Annotated in this window: 18 protein-coding genes; 8 read left to right on the top strand and 10 right to left on the bottom strand. The window is 39.9% G+C overall.

The features are described 5' to 3' along the window. Positions 1 to 56: 56 nt before the first annotated feature. Genes EAX61_RS13305 through EAX61_RS13290 form a run of 4 tightly spaced genes read right to left on the bottom strand, consistent with a single transcriptional unit; the run spans position 57 to position 2,879 of the window. On the bottom strand, positions 57 to 992 hold the full coding sequence (locus tag EAX61_RS13305; RefSeq protein WP_121918194.1) for a GYDIA family GHMP kinase: 936 nt from the start codon (positions 990 to 992) through the stop codon (positions 57 to 59). Then, complete coding sequence (locus tag EAX61_RS13300) at positions 989 to 1,297, bottom strand: type II toxin-antitoxin system RelE/ParE family toxin (protein ID WP_121918193.1); 309 nt, start codon at positions 1,295 to 1,297, stop codon at positions 989 to 991. The genes EAX61_RS13305 and EAX61_RS13300 overlap by 4 nt, the downstream gene beginning before the upstream one ends. Next, on the bottom strand, positions 1,297 to 1,542 hold the full coding sequence (locus EAX61_RS13295; RefSeq protein WP_121918192.1) for a hypothetical protein: 246 nt from the start codon (positions 1,540 to 1,542) through the stop codon (positions 1,297 to 1,299). Before EAX61_RS13295 ends, EAX61_RS13300 begins: the two co-directional genes overlap by 1 nt. Before the next feature lie 23 nt (positions 1,543 to 1,565). Then, on the bottom strand, positions 1,566 to 2,879 hold the full coding sequence (locus EAX61_RS13290) for a hydroxymethylglutaryl-CoA reductase, degradative (protein WP_121918191.1): 1,314 nt from the start codon (positions 2,877 to 2,879) through the stop codon (positions 1,566 to 1,568). 158 nt (positions 2,880 to 3,037) lie between these two features. Here EAX61_RS13290 and EAX61_RS13285 point away from each other — a divergent pair, with 158 nt between their 5' ends. The 3 genes from EAX61_RS13285 (at position 3,038) to EAX61_RS13275 (ending at position 7,511) form a co-directional block, all read left to right on the top strand. After that, positions 3,038 to 5,227: a S9 family peptidase gene (locus tag EAX61_RS13285; RefSeq protein WP_121918190.1), complete on the top strand. Its 2,190-nt coding sequence runs from the start codon at positions 3,038 to 3,040 to the stop codon at positions 5,225 to 5,227. 44 nt (positions 5,228 to 5,271) lie between these two features. Further along, entirely contained in the window at positions 5,272 to 6,864 is a 1,593-nt protein-coding gene (locus EAX61_RS13280) for a peptide MFS transporter (RefSeq protein WP_121918189.1), read from the top strand. Between the two features lie 107 nt (positions 6,865 to 6,971). Beyond that, positions 6,972 to 7,511, top strand: a complete 540-nt coding sequence (locus tag EAX61_RS13275; protein WP_121918188.1) for a thioredoxin family protein — start codon at positions 6,972 to 6,974, stop codon at positions 7,509 to 7,511. Between the two features lie 3 nt (positions 7,512 to 7,514). Here EAX61_RS13275 and EAX61_RS13270 read toward each other — a convergent pair whose 3' ends face one another. The 5 genes from EAX61_RS13270 to surE form a co-directional block, all read right to left on the bottom strand. Beyond that, positions 7,515 to 9,545 (bottom strand): ComEC/Rec2 family competence protein, encoded by a 2,031-nt coding sequence (locus EAX61_RS13270; protein WP_121918187.1) that lies wholly within the window; start codon positions 9,543 to 9,545, stop codon positions 7,515 to 7,517. A 77-nt stretch (positions 9,546 to 9,622) separates the two neighbouring features. Beyond that, on the bottom strand, positions 9,623 to 10,093 hold the full coding sequence (locus tag EAX61_RS13265) for a C40 family peptidase (RefSeq protein ID WP_121918186.1): 471 nt from the start codon (positions 10,091 to 10,093) through the stop codon (positions 9,623 to 9,625). Between the two features lie 151 nt (positions 10,094 to 10,244). Next, positions 10,245 to 11,357, bottom strand: coding sequence for a lipid-A-disaccharide synthase (lpxB, locus tag EAX61_RS13260; RefSeq protein ID WP_121918185.1), 1,113 nt, complete (start codon positions 11,355 to 11,357; stop codon positions 10,245 to 10,247). After that, positions 11,357 to 11,635 carry a hypothetical protein gene (locus tag EAX61_RS13255; RefSeq protein ID WP_121918184.1) on the bottom strand — a complete coding sequence of 93 codons (279 nt, stop codon included), beginning with the start codon at positions 11,633 to 11,635 and terminating at the stop codon, positions 11,357 to 11,359. Before EAX61_RS13255 ends, lpxB begins: the two co-directional genes overlap by 1 nt. Before the next feature lie 154 nt (positions 11,636 to 11,789). Next, positions 11,790 to 12,566 (bottom strand): 5'/3'-nucleotidase SurE, encoded by a 777-nt coding sequence (surE, locus tag EAX61_RS13250; RefSeq protein WP_121918218.1) that lies wholly within the window; start codon positions 12,564 to 12,566, stop codon positions 11,790 to 11,792. Positions 12,567 to 12,711: 145 nt separating this feature from the next. On the opposite strand from surE, the gene EAX61_RS13245 reads away from it, so the two are divergent. The 3 genes from EAX61_RS13245 to EAX61_RS13235 are packed head-to-tail and all read left to right on the top strand — an operon-like array spanning position 12,712 to position 16,803. Further along, on the top strand, positions 12,712 to 14,880 hold the full coding sequence (locus EAX61_RS13245; RefSeq protein ID WP_121918217.1) for a carboxy terminal-processing peptidase: 2,169 nt from the start codon (positions 12,712 to 12,714) through the stop codon (positions 14,878 to 14,880). A gap of 3 nt (positions 14,881 to 14,883) precedes the next feature. Then, entirely contained in the window at positions 14,884 to 15,984 is a 1,101-nt protein-coding gene (locus EAX61_RS13240; RefSeq protein WP_121918183.1) for an ABC transporter permease, read from the top strand. A gap of 9 nt (positions 15,985 to 15,993) precedes the next feature. After that, positions 15,994 to 16,803, top strand: coding sequence for a DNA/RNA non-specific endonuclease (locus tag EAX61_RS13235; protein WP_121918182.1), 810 nt, complete (start codon positions 15,994 to 15,996; stop codon positions 16,801 to 16,803). Between the two features lie 122 nt (positions 16,804 to 16,925). On the opposite strand, the gene EAX61_RS13230 is transcribed toward EAX61_RS13235, so the two are convergent. Next, positions 16,926 to 18,182: an ABC transporter permease gene (locus EAX61_RS13230; protein ID WP_121918181.1), complete on the bottom strand. Its 1,257-nt coding sequence runs from the start codon at positions 18,180 to 18,182 to the stop codon at positions 16,926 to 16,928. A 159-nt stretch (positions 18,183 to 18,341) separates the two neighbouring features. Between EAX61_RS13230 and purH the strand changes: the two genes are divergently transcribed. Then, positions 18,342 to 19,874 (top strand): bifunctional phosphoribosylaminoimidazolecarboxamide formyltransferase/IMP cyclohydrolase, encoded by a 1,533-nt coding sequence (purH, locus tag EAX61_RS13225; RefSeq protein WP_121918180.1) that lies wholly within the window; start codon positions 18,342 to 18,344, stop codon positions 19,872 to 19,874. Between the two features lie 150 nt (positions 19,875 to 20,024). Then, positions 20,025 to 21,053, top strand: coding sequence for a rod shape-determining protein (locus tag EAX61_RS13220; RefSeq protein ID WP_121918179.1), 1,029 nt, complete (start codon positions 20,025 to 20,027; stop codon positions 21,051 to 21,053). Positions 21,054 to 21,074: the final 21 nt, after the last annotated feature.

Raw genomic sequence — 21,074 nt, 5'->3', positions numbered from 1 at the left:
GTTTTCTATCCTTATTACAAAACCCTTTCCGATTATTTCGGGAAGGGTTTTTTGGGTTAGTGATGAGATGAAGGCTCGTGTAGTATCATTTCTTCGTAAGAAAGAATCGTGTGAAATCCTTTTTCCTCGAAATATCTCATATCCTTTTTTTGTCCCGTGACCATTATAAAGTCACCACCCCAGCCGCCTAGGCTTTTTATTGCTCCTTGATATTTAGAGAACAACTTTGATTTTACAGTTGGCGTTTTAATGATTCTAGACAGTCTTTCTTCGTGCTCGGTTATGAGAGCTTTAAAAATTGAGATGTTTTCACAATGAATAATCTTTTGTGTTAACTCAGAAAAATACGCAACCTCTTTCTTTAAATCTGCTTTTGGAGTAGTGCGGTAGTGGTTTATGCTTTCTCTGCTGTTTTGTTTTTGGTTAAGGTGAACGAAAAACAGTTCGTCTTTAAAGGGTGGATTAAAGGTTGATTCCTCGATGTGAACCTTTTCATTCTCCTTTTTGAAGATTATAGGTCTTTTTGCAGTTGCACAAGCAATATCATAACCGCTACCGCCAAAGGTGTCTTCTAGCAACCTGTATGCATCTACAGAAGCCCATTGGGCAATGTTTGCAATAAGTGTAGATGATGAACCTAGTCCCCAGTTTCTGGGGAATTCAAGAGTAGAGACAATGCTAGCTCCGTTTGCTTTACCAAAAAAAGAACCGTCCTGATTCTGAACGGCAATGAGAATATTGCCTAGTGTTTGAACAACAGGGTTTTCAGATTTAAAATTTTTTGAATTAAGTGTTTCTAGATCAAAATGATATTCAAACCACACGCTTCCATTAGAAGGAACGCTTTTCCATCGTATTCCTAATTTATCAGTATCTGCAACTGTCATTTTTTGCCCTAGTTTTGTGGGAATGGCAAGGGCATTTGCACCATCCAGAACTAGATATTCTGAGGTGAGTAGGAGCTTGCCGTGGCTGTAGTAAGTTTTGGTCAAAGTTTTAATTTTCTGAGAATCTTATTAAGTGTATTAGGGTCTTTTTGATTGTTCCAAATGAGAAGTAAAGTGATGTCGTTGGGATTATTTTTAAAAAATAGTGTTGTTTGCTTAGAGATTACAAACTTTGAAATGTCATTAGTATATGGAGCTCCTTCATTAGTTCCTGAACATAAATTCGCGACATTTTCCTGCACGAGCTTCGTAAACTTATCTACCTCGCCTATATTCCACTTGCGTAAAATATACAATTGCTCTTCTTGGTAACTATCTGCAGCTAAGGGAGTCCAAATGAGTCTTTTCATTATAGTTCAAAACGAAATCGCGGGTCAATACGTTTCATCGCTCCCTCGTGAGATAAAAGATTCCCATCCTCCGCCTGCTGTAAACTGATTTTAAGAAGTTCTTTTACGTGCTCTGGCAATTCTTCAAAAGTATCGGGCTGCTTTGATTTATAAATCTCTACCGCCTCGTTCACATAATTGAGAAATGCCGCATCGCCATTTTCGATTTCGTATTGGAGTCTATCTTTCAGTGCTTTCTTGTCCATCTTACTAAGGTACTAATTACTCGTTAATTTCTTAAGTCCTCCATAAATGCAATCACAGCACTATGCGTAACCGTTTCTGTTTTAAAATGAGTGATGGTTTTTTCTTTTTCGGTGGGCGTAGCGTTGAGTTGGTTAAGGATATTCATTAAGTGCATTTTCATATGACCTTGCTGGATTCCGGTGGTAGTGAGTGATTTTACGGCTGCAAAGTTTTGTGCCAGCCCAGCCACCGCAACAATTTCCATTAACCTGCTAGCCGAGGGATTGCCAAGTAATTCCAACGACCATCGTACCAGAGGATGCAATTTTGTAAGTCCGCCCACTGTACCCAAGGCTAAGGGGATTTCCATCCAAAATTTAAAAACTCCATTTTCAACCGACGCATTGGTTAGACTGCGATACTGTCCATCACGAGCCGCATAGGCGTGGACACCAGCTTCCACCGCTCTAAAGTCATTTCCCGTGGCGAGAATTACGGCATCTATACCGTTCATAATCCCTTTATTGTGTGTAACGGCGCGAGAAGGCGCTACGTGTGCTATTTTTATGGCTTGTATAAACTTTTCGGCAAATTGAGCTCCATCTATGTCTTTTTCGGTAAGTTGGTTCACGGGGCAACTTACCTCTGCACGTACGAGACAGTCTGGGACGTAGTTTGAAAGGATGGACATAATGATATTGAGATTGTTTCCGCTTTCGCGAAAGCGTACTTCTTCCCTAAAACCATTGCGTAAAGTAGTTGCAAACTGCTCTAAACAACTATTTATAAAATTTGCACCCATCGCATCCTTTGTTTCAAAAGTGCAGTGAAGTTGATAGTAGTGTTCTAGACTTTCCGTTTTGTTTACGAGAACAATATCTTTTATACCACCACCACGTTTTTCCATAGTAGCGGTAATAGAGGCAGTATCTTTTCTAAACTGTGGCTGGAGTTGCTTTATAAAATTAGTAAGTTCTTTAGGGTCTCCGTCAAAGGTAAAATGTACCTGCCCCACCTTAGTAGTGCCTAAAACTGTGGTCTTAAAACCGCCACGTTCTGACCAAAACTTTGCGGCCTTGCTTGCGGCGGCCACTACAGAACTCTCCTCAATGGCCATCGGGATGGCGTAGGTCTCCTTATTTATGGAAAAATTAGGAGCTATACCTAAAGGTAAATAGTAGTTTGAAATGGTGTTTTCTATAAATTCATCGTGCAGTTGTTGCAGCTTTAAATCATTGTTCCAGTACTGATGCAATGTTTTTGTGGCGGTAGTCTCGTCCTGAAAATACGTTTGTGCAATCCACTTTATTTTTTCGGACTTAGCGAGTTTTGAGAACCCTTTAATCGTTTTGGACATTCGGTGTTATTTTGTCAATACACAAAGATAGTAACAAGCAAAGGACTTTAGAAATAGCAATTGAGGTCTTCTGAATTACAGTATTAACAACTAAACACCCAATTTCTGCATTATTTTTAGTAAAATTGGAACACTTTAAAAAGGTCATTTTAACTTTTATGAAATTACAACACTTTGCGATTGCCTTCCTATTCCTGGCAACTTCTTCCCTTACAGCACAAAAGAAATCAATTACCCTTGAAGATATTTGGAAAGACGGCACCTTCCGTATGGAACGTCTGGATAGATTACACTCTATGCAAAACGGAAAAGAGTATGCTGTACAAAATTTTGACCGTGAGACTCGTGTGGGAACGGTTGATATTTATGACTATAAATCTGGGGATAAAGTGCGCACCGCTGTAAGTACTACAGATATTGACGGTCTGGATTATTTCATAAGTTATGAGTTTGGGCCAAAAGAGGAGCAAGTGCTCCTTAGTACAAAGTTGCAATCCATTTTTAGGAGGTCTACGTTGGGAGAATATTATGTTTATAATACGCTTTCGCGAAAGCTAACAAAAGTATCTGACGACCTAATTCAAGAACCTACCTTCTCACCCGACGGGACAAAGATCGCTTACGGAAAAGACAATGACCTCTACATCTTTGAAATAGCAACAGGCAACGTCGAAAGAGTAAGCTACGACGGAAAGAAAAATGAAATCATAAACGGAATTACAGACTGGGTATATGAGGAAGAATTTGCCTTTGTACGCGCTTTTGACTGGAGTGCAGATGGAAAGCATCTGGCGTATATTCGTTTTGACGAGAGAGATGTTCCTGAATTTTCAATGGATGTCTACGGAAAGGATTTATATCAAACACAAACCGTTTTTAAATACCCGAAGGCTGGTGAGGCAAATGCAAAGGTAACATTACACGTACATAAAGTAGGGCAGGAAGGTGTACGTCAGGCTAATAATGCCACAGTAGATCTAGGAACTGGCGAAGGGTATTACATTCCACGTATTGAATGGTCTAAAGATCCAAATATTCTAGCGGTACAAACTTTAAATAGACATCAGGACATCTTGCAGTTATCCTTTTACGATACAACTACTAATACCTCAAAGGTTGTGATGACAGATAAGGATGATGCCTATGTAGATGTGACAGATAATCTTACATTTTTAGAAGACAATAGTTTCATCTGGACAAGTGAGCAGGATGGTTTTAATCATATATATCACTACGATAAAACGGGAAAGCTCAAAAATCAGGTCACTTCCGGAAATTGGGAAGTAACAGATTATTATGGTTATGATGAAAAGACAAACCGTGTTTTTTACCAGAGTGTAGAAAACGGTTCCATAAATCGTGGTGTTTATGCGGTGAAGCTGGACGGAAAGAAAAAACAAGCATTAGCGACAGAAGCTGGTACAAACAGTGCAGACTTTAGTGCAGACTTTACGTATTTCATAAATTCTTATAGTAGTACGACAATACCGTGGCGTTTTACCTTGAATAGTGCAAAAGACGGGAAAGAAATCAAGACCATTAAAGACAACCAAGAGCTCAAAAAACAATACAATGAATACGAGGTTTCTCCAAGAGAGTTCTTTGAGATTGAAGTAAACAATGCTACGCTTAACGCATATATGATTAAGCCAGCAGACTTTGATGCTTCAAAAAAGTATCCCGTGTTTATGACGCAGTATTCTGGTCCAGGTTCTCAAAGTGTTGCAAATACTTGGGGTGGATCAAACGATTATTGGTTCCAGATGCTCGCACAAGAAGGATATATTATCGTTTGTGTTGATCCTCGTGGTACGGGGTTAAAAGGACGTGACTTTAAGAAAATGACTCAAAAAGAGTTAGGGAAATACGAAGTAGAAGATCAAATAAGCGCAGCCCAAGAATTAGGAAAACGAGATTATATAGATGCAGACCGTATCGGGATATGGGGATGGAGTTACGGAGGTTTTATGGCTTCAAACTGTCTTTTCCAAGGAGCAGATACGTTTAGCATGGCGATTGCTGTAGCTCCTGTTACGAGTTGGAGATTTTACGATACCATTTATACGGAGCGCTATATGCAAACCCCTCAAGAAAATCCGAGTGGATATGATGAGAATTCGCCCGTATCACACGTAGATAAGTTGAAGGGAGACTTCTTACTAGTACATGGAAGTTCTGATGATAACGTACACGTACAAAATACTATGGTCTTGATCGAAGCACTCGTTCAGGCTAATAAACAATTTGACTGGGCAATTTATCCAGACAAAAACCACGGTATTTACGGTGGAAATACGAGACTTCACTTGTACAATAAAATGACAGATTTTATTAAGGAGAAGTTGTAACCAAGATAATCTAACCTAATTATTACTTAACTAATATTTTGAATATGGAATTTAAATTTGGAGGTTCTGAAACCAATCAAAAGACTGTACTGGGACACCCTTCGGGATTGTTTGTTTTGTTTTTTACAGAGATGTGGGAGCGTTTTTCCTATTATGGAATGCGCGCATTATTAGTACTTTTCTTAGTTTCTGCCGTCTTGGACGAAGGAGGTTGGGGATGGGAAAGAGGAGAAGCACTCTTGCTCTATGGTTGGTATACAGGTTTGGTTTACATTACCCCAATTTTTGGAGGTCTACTAGCCGATAAGATTTTTGGTTACAGAAAGGCCGTAATTATAGGCGCATTTTTAATGACGTTAGGTCACGCATCAATGGCACTTGAAGTAAGTGCAGATTTCTTCTTCTACATAGGTTTGGGACTCTTAATCATAGGTAATGGACTTTTTAAGCCGAATATATCATCTATGGTCGGGCAACTTTATAAGACTCAAGGGAAAGAGAAGGATGCGGGATATACCATATTCTATATGGGAATAAATGCGGGAGCTTTCCTTGGAATTCTTTTATGTGGTTACATAGGAGAGAAAGTAGGATGGCATTACGGTTTTGGACTTGCTGGAATTTTTATGTTCTTCGGTATGTTGCAGTTTCACTTTGCTCAAAAGATTTTTGGAAGAATCGGACTGTCACCATCAGGGACAGAAGATTTTGATGACGCCATCGAAGATTCTTTAGAGGATACAAAAGAGGTAATAGAGGAGGTGTTTGATGATGCTAAGAAATCTAAAGTAACGAAGGATAGACTTATCGTTATCGGAGTACTCGCTTTTTTTACAATATTCTTCTGGTGGGCTTTCGAGCAAGCAGGTGGATCAATGACAGTCTTTGCTGCAGATTATACAGATAGAGTATTAACAGGAGACGGGGCGACTGTATTTAAAGTGTTTAATACGCTTCTTACCGTCGTACCACTTGTTATAATTACGTGGGTCCTCATAATGCTCTTTAAGCAAACTTTTGCAAAGTACGCGCTATCTAATTTATTGTTAGGAGCCAGTTTTGTAATTATTTGGGGAATTGTAATCTGGATGCTACAAAGAGAGTTCGTTGCAGAAAGTGCTGAGGTTCCAGCCTCTTGGTTCGGAATATTAAACTCATTTTTTATAATCGCATTTGCACCACTTTTCTCTAAAATATGGCAGAGTAAATTGAACCCTACAGGACCTGTAAAGTTTGCAATAGGTTTGATATTGCTTGGTGCTGGATTTGGAATTTTAGCTTTTGGATCTATGGGTATACCACTAGGTGCAAAAACAGCTTCTGTTAGTATGATATTCTTGATACTCGCTTATTTATTTCACACTCTTGGAGAGTTATGTGTGAGTCCTGTCGGTCTTTCATATGTGAGTAAGCTTGCTCCAGTAAAATTAGTAGGATTGATGTTCGGAGTATGGTTTGTTGCAAACTTTATCGCAAATACTTTGGCCGGTGTTACAGGTAGCTATATTGATCCAATAGTAGAGGAGTACGGGATGAGTATTTTCTTTATGATATTTACTGTTGTTCCTGTAGGTGCTGGAATATTAATGCTTATTCTAAATAGAACGCTACTAAGAATGATGCACGGAATACGTTAATTTTCTTGCTCAATATTCTCATATAAAAAACGTTCCATATCTTGTGGAACGTTTTTTGTTTGTAAGAAATGCATCAGTAACGGGACAGAAACCTTAAATTTATTAAGATGAAGAAATTGATATTTAGCCTTGTGTTGTTAATGGCGGTGGGCGCTACGGCTCAAGTGAAGTGGATGACGATGGATGGGGCACTTGCGGCTCAAGAAAAAGAACCTAGAAAAATAATTGTAGACGCCTACACTGATTGGTGTGGACCGTGCAAACTACTCGATAAAAATACCTTTCAGAATAAGAAAGTGGCAGCCTTCATTAATGAGAATTATTACGCTGTAAAGTTCAATGCAGAAGGAACTGAAGAAATAAATTACCTAGATAATATCTATACTAACCCGAGACACGACCCAAACAGAAGAGGACGTAATAGTCAGCACGAATTTGCGCAAGCGATGAAGCTTAGAGGTTATCCTAGTATTGTATTTTTTGATGAAAAAGGAAATTATATTCAGCCAGTAGTAGGATACAAAACACCGCGTCAACTCGAAATCTACTTAAAGATGATTGCAAATGACGATTATAAAGAGCTAACAACTCAAGAAAAATGGCAATCATATCAGGACGGATTTGAATACACATTTCCATCCAAATAATAGCTACTCATAAATTACAAAAGCTCCCTTTTCATACGTGCTATGAAAAGGGATTTTTCTTTTACGACAGGTGGCTTCCCATAGTTCAACATAAGAGCGATAGTTGCTACCGTCAGCTATAACTGTAGCATTTGGAAAATAGTTTAGTAATCGAGTTAGATTAATTTTAGGGGATTCCGTAAGTACGATGTAGTCTGGAACTAGGTTAGGGACACCGTAAATTCCTAAACTATCGATGCGCAATATTTTATTTCGCTTAAAGCGAAAAGCATTAAAAAGCGTATCCACTCTTGCCGAATGAAGAGTTAACGCTTGTCTGTAACTCTTTACTTTATAATCTTTTGAGGCGTCATACGTAGTGTCGTTGCTGTAAAGTGTCATTTCATTGTGCTGTAGCTTTCCGAAAAGACTCCCTCGCGATTGTTGAAAGATGACAAAATGGTCCTCAGGCATTAAGGAGCGCTCGTATAGTGTGGCGCTCACAAAAAGCACTATTGAAATACCGCATAACATAAGTTTACCGTAACTGTATTTTTTCAGTACAGTCACAACACAGACAATGAGTACGTAGGAACTAAGCAATACAAAAATACCTATCGTGATATCCTGAATGACAAAAGATTCCTGTCGCGCCACCCAGGCTATAAAATTGTTCAGAGCATCGATAGCGCTGCCAAAACCCTGCGCCCACGAATCAGGAAGCCAGCCTAAAATCGCCAAAACAATCACAACTATTCCAACACTCAGGAGATAAGTGAGCAATGGTAATATCGCAATGTTCGAAAGTAAAAATAGTCCCGGAAACTGATGAAAATAAAAAAGACTCACTGGGACGACACCCAGCTGTGCGGCAGTGGTAACGGTAACGGTACCCCACAATATACGAAGCACATAATTGCGGGGATTCCAAAACCCGAATAACCATGGTTGAACCCACAAGATAGCTGCCACGGCAAGATAGCTCAATTGAAACCCTACGTGGTAAATCAAATTGGGATCAATAAGTAAGAGCAATAATGCCGAATAAATAAGTGCGTTAGGGCTCGCTCTCTTTCCGCCCCAGATGGTTCCAATCTCGAGAAATGTAAACATTGTCGCCGCTCGCATTACAGATGGCGACAGTCCTGTGATTGTCGCAAATGCCCAGATGGCAGTGATAATCATCAGAGAGCGTAGCCACCTCCACTTCTTTCGGTCTAATGGTTTTGTGAGAACTTTCAAGAGCATAAATATAATCCCCACGTGCAGTCCAGAAACAGCAAGGATGTGCATCATTCCCGCCGCTGCATACTGACTGCTCATTTCCTTATCTATATCCTGGCGCTGCCCTAGAAATAGGGCATTTATAATGGCTAGTTGGCGGTCGGAAAATGGATAGGATTGAAGGGTTTGTTGTACGCTTTCGCGAAAGCGGGATGCCCACAATAGCAACATATTTCCAGAGGAAGCGCCCAGTTTATAAATATCATCGTTACTCACGCGCATCTGTCCATAAATATGGCGCGATTTTAAGTATTTTCCGTAGTCAAACTGATACGGACTACGAGGTTTAGGGACAGGCTCAATTGCACTGCTCAGGACAACATTATCGCCCACACGAAGAGACGGCGCGAGTGAATCCTTAGAAACATTTAAAAGAACTTTGCCCGTAACGGTTTTGCTATCCATAAGTAATACCCTGCCCACAAACTTATCCTGATAGGCAGAGGGTTTGAGTTTCTCGACAATATTTAAATGAACCGTATGGTCGAGGGAGTCTGCTTTATGAACATAATGGTGTTCCTGCAATAGCGGGTTGTGAATTGCGGTGGCAAACGTCCCGATAAAAAAGCTCAAGGCTATGGCCGAGAATAAAAATGGAATACTAGCGATATCACTGCGCTTATGCCATATGTGAATCACGACTAGAGCTAAAAGCGAAAGAATACAAAGGCCGCCAGCAACTAGGGAAGTCACTTGAAAGTAAGGACTACAAACAATCCCAGCAATTAAGCCAAGTAAAATCAATAAGACTGCAAAATTTAACCGATGCACTTGAAACGCTATTTTCGACTGGAGGGGGCAGTTTATTTATGGTAAGTTGAAGATAGTGAATTTTTACTAGTTTAATTCTAGATTACGCGTCGTGCCTGTACAAAGGCATTGCGCCAATAACGCTCATCCAGTGATGAGGTGAGAACACCCTTAGAAGTAGTGGCGTGTATAAAGTATATTTGACCATCGTTAACTGCTGTTACCAGCCCCACGTGGTTGATGCGTCTACTACTTTTATTTGTGCGGAAAAATACGAGATCTCCTTTTTCCACTTTACTTTGTTTTACGCGCTTTCCCTTAGTCGCCATATCCCTAGAAACGCGAGGCAATACGATCTGCTCCTTTTGAAATGCTACATAAATTAGTCCAGAACAATCCATCCCGCGACTTGTGGTTCCTCCAAATTTATACCGCGTTCCGGCAAATGCTTGTGCCTGTTGGATTATGCGATCTGTCTTGTTTGAAGCAGGTTTTTTATAGGCAGTTTTAGAGCTCCCACACGAGGTGAGAAGAAATATGGAAATAATGGCAAGGAATAGAGTTCTCATAAACGTAAGTAAAGGCGTGATGCAAATATGGCGCTTTAGGGATAACTATAAAAGATGTTTGATTATTTTGTTGGTACGATTAAAACGTAAGCAGTAGTTCAAGGTTTGTTCAATAAATTCTTAGAGAACATCCTGGTTTGAATGGCTAAAGCTACCTTCTTACCCGTTCCACGATTAGTTTGGCAGCTTTTTCACTAGCCCCTTTTCCTCCAAGCTTTTTTTCCAGTTCGTAGTAGTCCATAAAAAGTTGCGCTCGGTGGTTGTCGTCTAGAATTTTAGTAAGGGCGACTTCTAGTGACTCTTTGTTGAGATTGCCCTGTATGAGTTCAGTGACGACCTCTCGGTTCATTATAAGATTCACCAGCGAGATATAATCCAGTTTTATAATACGTTTTGCAATTTGATAAGAAATGGAACTGCCTTTATAACAAACTACTTGGGGCACTTTAAACAATGCGGTTTCAAGCGTTGCTGTTCCAGAAGTTACTAGCGCAGCATTTGCAAAGCTTAGTAAGTCATATGTTTTATTCATAATGAGTTTTACATCGTGCTCTTTTAGAAAGGGCATATAAAACTCCGGGTCCTGACTGGGAGCCCCGGCAATGACAAACTGGTAGTCTGGATGATCTGGAATAACGCTAAGCATTACCGTTAACATTGCTGTGATTTCCTGCTTCCTACTCCCAGGAAGGAGTACAATCATAGGACGATCATCCAGATCGTGTTCTCTGGCAAATGCGGTTGCACTAGCTTGTTTTCTCCCTGCGATCGCATCAAGTAGGGGATGACCCACAAAGTCCACCTTGTAATCGTAAGTATCATAAAAATCCTTAACAAAAGGTAAGATGACATACATGTAATCTATCGTAGCCTTAATCGTTTTTACGCGACCCGCTCGTGATGCCCAAACTTGCGGACTGATATAATAATGAGTATTTACACCCAGTGGCTTTGCCCACTTTGCGACCCTAAGGTTAAAACCAGAATTATCTATAAAAATTAGTGCGTCAGGTTCAAATCTTGCGATATCTCGCTTACAAGATTTGATGAGTTTTGTGATTTTCCGTAAGTTCATCACCACCTCTGCAAATCCCATAAATGCGCGCTCTTTATAATGGGTTACGAGCGTCCCGCCCACAGCTTGCATAAGATCGCCGCCCCAAAAACGTATGTCTGCCTCTGGGTCTTCCTTAAATAGCGCTTTCATCAGGTTGGACCCGTGCAGATCGCCACTCGCCTCTCCCGCAAGAATGTAGTATTTCATTAGATAAAGATAAGAATCATCGTGGCGATAGCGATGAGAACTGTAGCTAGAAGCACACCTCTAGCGCGATAATCTTCCTTCTTTTTGATGTAAATGAAGAAAGCAACAAGATTTAAAACGGCTCCTAACGTCACAATCTTCCCTAGGAAACCTTCGGCTATGGCTTGCTTTATCGTGGCGTCGATTCCTTTTTCTGAGAACATCAGTATGTAAATTAGGACCCCTAGTGCATTTGCACATAGTCCTGTAATAAATCCTATGGTAATTTCTTTTTTCATGAGTTATTAATGTGCCGCTTGCGCGAAAATGTTAGTTAGCATAGCATTAGGTGAAATGGATTTAAAATTTTCGCGAAAGCGTAAAAACTAAAACACCTAATGGGTCATTGCCAAATCAAATTTTATCTAATTAAACCTTCGGTTTTCATTTTTCTCAAAGCTCCCACTCATTCAAATCTTGAATAAAATGATGTGCCGTCAGGTCAAATTGAACAGGAACTATTGAAACATAACCTTCCTCTAGCGCCCACTCATCTGTATCTGTTCCCTTGTCCTGATTTACAAACTCGCCAGTGAGCCAGTAATAATCCCTTCCCTGCGGATTTGTGCGTTTGTCAAAATCTTCTACCCACATCGCCTTAGCCTGACGACAAACTTTTATCCCTTTAATTTTTGATGGTGCAAGTTTAGGGATGTTCACATTGAGTACAACACCCTTAGGCAAACCGTTTTTGAGAACATTTTCAGTCACGGCGCGCACATATTTTTTTGCAGGTTCAAAATCGGCATCGAGGCTGTAGTCCAGAAGGGAAAAACCTATAGCAGGAATTCCTTCTACACCGGCTTCGACAGCAGCGCTCATTGTGCCGCTATAAATCACATTTATAGAAGAGTTGCTGCCGTGATTAATCCCACTCACACAAATATCTGGTTTTCTATCTAAAATTTGCTGGGTGGCGAGCTTTACACAATCGGCTGGGGTGCCGGAACAGCTATATTCTTTATGAGAGGCTTTGCTGTCAATTTTTATAGGATCACAAAAAAGTGTGTCATTTATGGTAATTGCGTGACCCATACCACTTTGCGGGCTGTCTGGAGCGACAACAATCACTTCTCCTAGTTCTAACATCACCTCTATCAAGGCTCGTATTCCAGGGGCTGTGATTCCGTCATCATTTGTTATTAAAATAAGCGGCTTCTTTTTCATAATATCTGGCGTGTATCTATGCACGAAAATACGTAAATTGTCTGTCCTAAAATGGAAGCAGAGGTTTAACAAAACATTACGAATGCTCAGATTTTATTGGCACAATTTTTAATGTACATTGCTGTTAATGAAGCAAACACTAAGATTTATGAAAAGGAACTTAAAATTAATTGCCATTGCGCTCCTATTTTCGGCAGCGAGTTGCAGTTTTACAACAAAGAGTTTTGACGACCCAGATAAAGATAAATTACTTATAGACTTAATCACATATGTCCTTGATAGAGGGCATTATGATGCAAAGGATATGGATGATGCATTTTCGGAGGCTGTTTTTGATTCATACATGGATGCGTTAGATCCTTTTAAACGCGTACTATTACAGAAGGACATCGAAGATTTTGCGGCTTACCGCACAGAGTTAGATGATATGATTAGGGAAAAGGATCTTACTTTTTTTAATCTAACTTTTGAGCGTTACTCAGAACGCCTCAAAGAGGCAGAGGCTATTAAAGATGAAGTCTTAAAAAAGCCATTTGATTTTACCGTCGAGGAGTCTATGAATACAGACTACGAAAAAATGGAGTTTGTAAAAAATAAAAGAGAGCTTAAAGATCGTTGGAGAAAGCAATTAAAATTAAATGCCCTAGGAAGCTATTTTGACCGGAAAGATTCTCAAGAGAATCCTCCTAAGCCAAGTGAGGATGACGACGAAACAGATAGTGAAGATTCAGAACCCTTAGAAGTCCTATCGGATAATGAGATTGAAGAGAAGGTGCGCATAGAAATTCAGGAAACCATGGCAGATTTTTTTGAATTCTCTTATGAGCAAGAGCGAGAAGACTACTTTGCTACATTTTTAAATGCGGTCGTAGAGGAATATGATCCGCATACCTATTATTTTGCACCGGTAGATAAGGAGCGTTTTGACCAACAAATGAGTGGTCAATTTCAGGGAATAGGTGCCCGTCTCCAAAAGAAGAGCAGCGAAGTTAGAGTTACAGAAATTATTTCTGGAGGTCCAGCTTGGAGACAAGAAGAACTACAAGAAGGGGATATCATTTTAAAGGTAAAGCAAGAAGGTGAAAAGGAAGCAACTAGTATTGTAGGTATGCGCCTTGAGGATGCCATAAAATTAATTAAGGGACCAAAAGGAACAAAGGTAACCCTTAATGTAAAAAAGAAAATTGATGGTAGTACTAAGAATATTATCATAGAGCGAGACATTGTGGAGCTCGAAGAAGTATATGCGCGGTCAGCCTTTGTAGATAAGGAAGACAGGCGTTATGGAATTATAAATTTACCTAAGTTCTACTTTGATATGGAGAACTATAAAGAACGTAATGCTGCTACAGACGTGCGTGACGAGATAGAGCGCCTTAAAGAAAAAGGTGTAGAAGGCCTAGTGATAGATTTACGAGGTAATGGTGGAGGATCACTTAAAACTGTAGTCGATATTGCGGGTCTGTTTATAAAAGAAGGTCCCATAGTTCAAGTAAAGTCAAGTGATGATGAACCAGAAATTTTAGAAGATAAAGATCCAGGTGTTGTTTGGGACGGACCGCTTGTTATTCTTGTTAATGAAATTTCTGCTTCAGCAAGTGAGATTCTTGCTGCTGCGATGCAAGATTACAAACGTGCGATTATTATAGGAAGTAAACAAACCTATGGTAAAGGTACCGTGCAGAATGTGGTAGACCTTAACAGATGGTTGCGTAAAAACGATTACGGTGATATGGGAGCACTTAAAGTAACTACCCAGAAGTTTTATCGTGTTAATGGTGGTTCTACACAATTAGAAGGGGTAAAGAGTGATGTTGTTGTTCCAGATCGCTTCAGCTACATTGACATAGGAGAAAAAGATCAGAAAAATCCGCTTCCTTGGGATGCAATACGCCCGGCAGATTATAAAGTGTGGGATGGTTTTACAAACTTTGACGAGACCATAGGAGAGAGTAAAGAACGTATGTCTAAAAACGAGCAACTTAAACTTATAGACGATTATGCAAAATGGATTAGTGAACGTCGTAATGATAATGACTGGTCACTTTCTTATGAAAACTATAAAGCTCGGGTTAAGGATAATGAGGAGAAAACAAAGCGTTTTGACGCACTAGATGATTACGATAGTAAATTGTCTTACAAGTCTCTTCCTTATGAAGAAACATTGTTTGATTCAGATACAATTCTAAAGGAAAAGCGCGAGCGCTGGCATAAGAGTCTTGCAAAAGATGTGTATGTAGAAGAGGCAATTAATGTTCTCAATGACTTAAAGCTCAATAATATTAGAAGAAGTAAAGTGGCATCCATAAAAGATTAATTTATGGCGCAAACGCCCAATTCATTAACTCAACTAGCGCTCCAAAAGTTTAAAAAGAATTTTTGGGGCGTTTTGAGTTTGAGCTTTATTGTAATTTGTGGGTTAGTGGCACTATTTGCCTATGCAATTGCCCCTGATGATAGTCAGAATGCTAATCAGATGCATCTATCTATCCATTCTCAACCACCAGGCTTTCAAGTGCAGATGCTTACCATTCCCGCACCTGATGTTGTAGATCAGTCAGCCTTTTCGGCACTATTTTTTGGGAAGAAAAACGGGGATACAGAAATTCCCATCGCCAGCTATAGGTTTGATGATATTTTCTTAGAGTATGTTCCGTACACTGGAGCAGACGCTTTAGGAATGCCTAAACGTCTGGAGTTAGATGGTGTGGATGATTATAACGCTTTCGCGAAAGCGTATTTAAAAACAAAAAAGTTCCATCTAGGAACAGATAAATATGGTCGTGACCTATTGAGCAGAATGCTTGTAGGAGCTCGAATATCCTTCGTTATAGGATTTGTGGCCGTTTTTATATCACTACTTATAGGAGTTTTGTTAGGTGCATTTGCAGGTTATTTTGGCGGTAAGGTAGATGCTGCGATTATGTGGCTTATTAATGTCACTTGGTCTATTCCTACTTTATTACTGGTCATTGCGATTACGCTTGCTTTAGGGAAAGGCTTTTGGCAAGTATTTATAGCCGTAGGACTTACAATGTGGGTGGAGGTCGCTCGCGTGGTAAGAGGGCAGGTGCTGGGGGTAAAACAGATGCAATATGTAACTGCTGCAAGGGCTTTAGGTTACACAGATTTTAGAATTATAAGAAGACATATTTTGCCTAATGTAATGGCACCGCTCATTGTAATCTCAGCCGCAAACTTTGCTGGTGCAATCCTAATTGAGAGTGGGCTAAGCTTTCTCGGGATTGGGGCACAACCGCCTATGCCCAGCTGGGGTGCAATGATTAAGGATCACTACAGTTATATTATTTTAGGTAAGCCGTATCTCGCCGTGATTCCAGGGCTGGCGATTATGTTGCTGGTAATGGCATTTATGCTTGTAGGGAATGCGCTTAGGGATGCGCTGGATGTAAAAGCTTAAATTTACAATATGCAAAGAAAATACCTCTACCCACTTCTCGTGATCTTACTCACGCTAGGTTATCTCTTCTTCGAGAAATATGCTAATGAAAAACTAGATCAGCCCATTGTTGAGGCTGGAATGGAAGTAAAAGAGCATACAAATGACTATTTCTTACCTACTTCAACTACAGGTCAAATAGTGCATCATAATTACTACTCATTAAGTTACAGCGAACCCGACGAGCAAGCAGAATGGGTGGCCTATGAACTCAAGAAAAGCCAACTCAAAAACAGCGATTTTGAACGCCCATATTTTGAAGTAGACCCTGCTGTAAAAACTAAAAGTGCGCACTGGCGCAATTATAAAAAGTCTGGATACGACCGTGGTCATTTATGTCCCGCTGGTGATCGTGAGTTTAGCAAGCAGGCTTATGAAGAAACATTTCTTACCAGCAATATTACTCCGCAACGTCACGATTTTAATGCTGGTGTCTGGAATAGGCTCGAGCAAAAAGTGCGTTACTGGGCATCACAGTATGATGGAGTTTTTGTTGTAACTGGCGGGATCCTTAAAGATAAAATAGGGACGATAGGAGATGAGAAAGTCACAGTTCCAGAGTCCTTCTACAAGATAGTATACGACCGTTCTGGAGACAATATAAAAATGTTGGCATTCTTAATGAATCACGTAGAGTCTAAGAAACCACTTTACAGCTTTGTTACTTCTGTAGATCAAATAGAAAAACTTACGGGTATTGATTTCTTTCCGCAGTTAGAGGACGGTCTTGAAGATAAACTTGAGGCTTCTATGGATTATAAGGAGTGGAGTTTTAGATAAGGCTATGAACTTGAAATTAATTCAGGGTGAAACCTGAAACAAGTCTGGTTTCAATTTTGCGAAAGCAAAAACATACTTTTTCAAATTCGGCTAACGGCTAACGGCTAACCTCTAACTTCGTATTACATTCCCGTACGAATCGCCTCCACAGGATCTAGTCTTGAAGCTCCAATTGCTGGTATAATACCTGCAATGATTCCTATAATGAAGGTTACTGAAAGTCCTAGCATTATATTGAAGAAAGACAGTACAAATTCAAAATCATCCATTGCATTGGTCAACACTAAGGTTATTAGCCATACTAGAACGAGCCCAATGATACCTCCAAAAACGGATAGTAAAATAGACTCAAATAAGAATTGAAAGAGAATAAACCTACGTTTTGCGCCTAGTGCTTTTTGAATTCCAATTAAGTTAGTACGTTCTTTAACAGAGACAAACATAATATTTGCAATCCCGAAGCCTCCCACTAAGAGCGAGAAACCGCCTATTCCCCAACCTATTAGTTTGAGAACGCCTATTACTTCTCCTATGGCTGCTGCAAACCCTTTTAGCTGATTGATAAAAAAGGTACTCACTTCATCTGGTTTAAGACCTCGTTTCTGACGTAGTTTTTGTTCGGCTTGGGCTAGGAAACCATCATAATCTGCATCTTCTTCGGGAAGCATTGTTATAATGGGGAAAACTGACCTATTGTTGCCTCCATAAATACGCATTACAATAGTCGCCGGAATAATCGCTATCTCATCCTTGCTAGGCCCGAATACTCCAGCACCTTCTTTTTTCATGACACCTATAACGGTAAACTTGCGACTGTAAAGGCGTATTTTTTTTCCTACTGCGCTTCCATTTTGTCCAAAAAGTTTATTTCGGATTTCATCACCTATTACAACAACAGGATTTCCATTTACAGACTCTTGCTCACTAAAAAATCGACCTTCTTGAAATTCTATAGATTCAATGTCATAGTAACCTTCTGTCGTAGAACCTATTTGTACATTCTCTAGTGTCTCGTCATTGTACTTAATAGTTTGTGGAGCAACATTTAATCCATAAGAGATAGCTTTTAAATCAGGTAGGGAACGTTGTAAATATTGATATTCTTCGTATGTCACCACAGGAAATTGCTCTCTTTTCCATCTGGGAACTTCAGTGGGGCCAAAGGAGACGTGCGTAAGTAACATCGTGCTCTGATCTAATGAAGAAAGACTTCCTCGTATCTCTTTGTCCAACGAATCTACCGCTGCTAACACACCTATGATAGAAAAAATACCAACCGTCACTCCTAGCAAGGAAAGAAAGGTGCGTAGGATGTTGTTTTTCATCGCATTTACTGCAAATCTAAAGCTCTCTTGTAATGCGCTCAGTCCTTTGAACATAGGTTGGTTTTATGAAAATTTAAAGATAAGACGCTTGCATCTGTTTAATGTTACAAATCCAGTATAATTTGTCTTCTGTACGCCATATATTATAGTGTTAAATTCCTATTTTTGCGAGAATTCAAAGAAAGGCTTTGAAAACCTTTATAAATCGCAACAATGAGCAACATTAAAAAAGCAGGATCCGCTTTAATTTCAGTATTTCATAAAGATGGTCTCGCACCATTAGTTCAGAAGTTTAACGAACTCGGAATTACAATTTATTCTACCGGCGGGACTGAGAAATTTATTAAAGATCTAGGTATTCCTGTTGTTCCTGTGGAGGATGTGACCTCATATCCATCTATTCTGGGCGGTCGTGTAAAAACATTGCACCCTAAGGTTTTTGGAGGAATTCTAAACCGTCAGGATCACGACGGAGATATTAAGGAAATGGCCGAATATGAAATCCCGCAACTGGATATTGTCATTGTGGATTTGTATCCGTTTGAAAAAACGGTCGCCTCTGGAGCATCTGAGCAAGACATCATCGAGAAAATAGATATTGGTGGTATTTCTTTGATCAGGGCGGCAGCCAAAAATTTTAAAGATACCTTATGCGTATCCTCTATGGATGATTATGCTGAGGTGCTAGATATAATTACTAAAGGAAACGGAAGCACAACGCTTGAAGATCGCAAGCGTTTTGCGGCCAAATCATTTGCCGTTTCTTCTCATTACGACAGCGCAATTTTTAATTATTTTAACGCAGACCACTCGATTGCTGCTTTAAAGATTAGCGAGAATAAAGGAAAAGTATTGCGCTACGGAGAAAATCCACACCAGAAAGGATTTTTCTTTGGAGATTTTGACGCGATTTTTGATAAACTACACGGTAAAGAGCTTTCATATAATAACTTACTGGATGTGGATGCTGCTGTAAACTTAATGAGTGAGTTTAAAGGCGAGTCACCCACGTTTGCCGTATTAAAGCATAACAATGCTTGTGGTCTTGCACAACGCGATACAATGCACCAGGCTTATGTAGATGCGCTGGCGGGAGATCCTGTATCGGCTTTTGGCGGGGTTTTAATCGCAAATGGAGAGATAGACCAAGAGACCGCAACAGAAATTCATAAACTATTTTGTGAAGTGGTGATTGCTCCGTCCTACACCAAAGAAGCATTGGAAACCTTAAAAGGAAAGAAAAACCGAGTAATTCTTGCTCAAAAAGATTTTGAATTTCCAGCCACAAACGTTCGTACCTGCCTTAACGGAGTCCTTGTGCAAGACCGTAATGCAAAGACAGATACAATTGCAGATTTAACACACGCGACTCACAATAAACCATCAGACCGTGAGTTAGAAGATCTAATGTTTGCTTCAAAAATTTGTAAGCATACGAAGTCTAATACCATTGTTCTTGTAAAGAACAAGCAGTTATGTGCTAGTGGTACTGGACAAACCTCACGTGTGGATGCGCTCAGGCAAGCAATAGACAAAGCACAATCGTTCAAGTTTGACCTAGAAGGGTCTGTAATGGCTAGTGATGCCTTTTTTCCTTTTCCAGATTGTGTTGAGATTGCAGATAATGCAGGAATCACAGCAGTAATCCAGCCAGGAGGATCCATTAAGGACCAACTGACTATAGATTATTGTAATGATAATGAGGTAGCGATGGTAATGACAGGGACGCGTCATTTTAAGCATTAAGAGTTTTAGATTAGAAGTATTTTGGATTTTAGTACGCTTTCGCGAAAGCGTAAAAACATACCTTCAATAAAGCCTTAACTAACAAAATATTAGTAGTACATTTAAGAGATATATTACTTCCGAAAATAATTTTAATACCCCTAGTAGATTATGGGATTTTTTGACTTCCTAACCGAAGAGATTGCAATAGACTTAGGAACAGCAAACACGCTGATTATCCACAATGGAAAAGTAGTTGTGGATAGCCCATCCATCGTGGCGCGTGACCGCGTGACTGGTAAGATTACCCACGTAGGAAAGGAGGCGGCCCTAATGCAAGGGAAAACCCACGAGAACATAAAGACCATACGCCCGCTCAAGGATGGTGTAATTGCAGATTTCCAGGCAAGTGAACAAATGATCTCTATGTTTATTAAAGAGATTCCAGCACTTAAAAAACGTTTGTTTCAACCCGCATTGCGTATGGTAATTTGTATTCCTTCGGGAATTACGGAGGTAGAAATGCGTGCGGTAAAAGAAAGTGCGGAGAAGGTAAATGGTAAAGAAGTGTACCTGATACACGAGCCTATGGCTGCCGCCATCGGAATCGGTGTAGATATTATGCAGCCTAAGGGAAATATGATAGTAGACATAGGTGGAGGGACAACTGAAATCGCGGTAATTGCACTTGGAGGAATAGTCTGTGATAAATCTGTCAAAATTGCAGGAGATGTATTTACAAATGATATTATCTACTACATGCGCACACAGCATAACCTATACGTAGGGGAGCGTAGTGCCGAAAAAATTAAAATCCAAATCGGTGCCGCAACAGAAGACCTTGAAGTCCCACCAGAAGAAATGAGCGTCCAGGGACGTGATCTTCTTACCGGAAAGCCTAAGCAGGTTCAGATATCCTATCGTGAGATTGCAAAAGCGCTGGACAAATCAATCCTTCGTATTGAAGATGCAGTTATGGAAACACTTTCTCAAACCCCACCAGAACTCGCTGCCGATATTTATAATACAGGAATCTACCTTGCAGGCGGAGGATCTATGTTGAGAGGCTTGGATAAGCGTCTCTCCCAAAAAACAGATCTTCCTGTATATATAGCAGAAGATCCCCTTAGAGCTGTAGTACGCGGTACAGGAATCACACTTAAAAATCTTGCTAAATATAAGAGCGTTCTTATAAAATAACACTCCTAACTCTAAGCAGTA

The sequence above is a fragment of the Dokdonia sinensis genome, from assembly GCF_003688895.1.
GTDB lineage: Bacteria > Bacteroidota > Bacteroidia > Flavobacteriales > Flavobacteriaceae > Dokdonia > Dokdonia sinensis.
The sequence above is the reverse complement of the archived record's forward strand: the minus strand, read 5'-3'. Positions and strand labels throughout refer to the sequence as shown.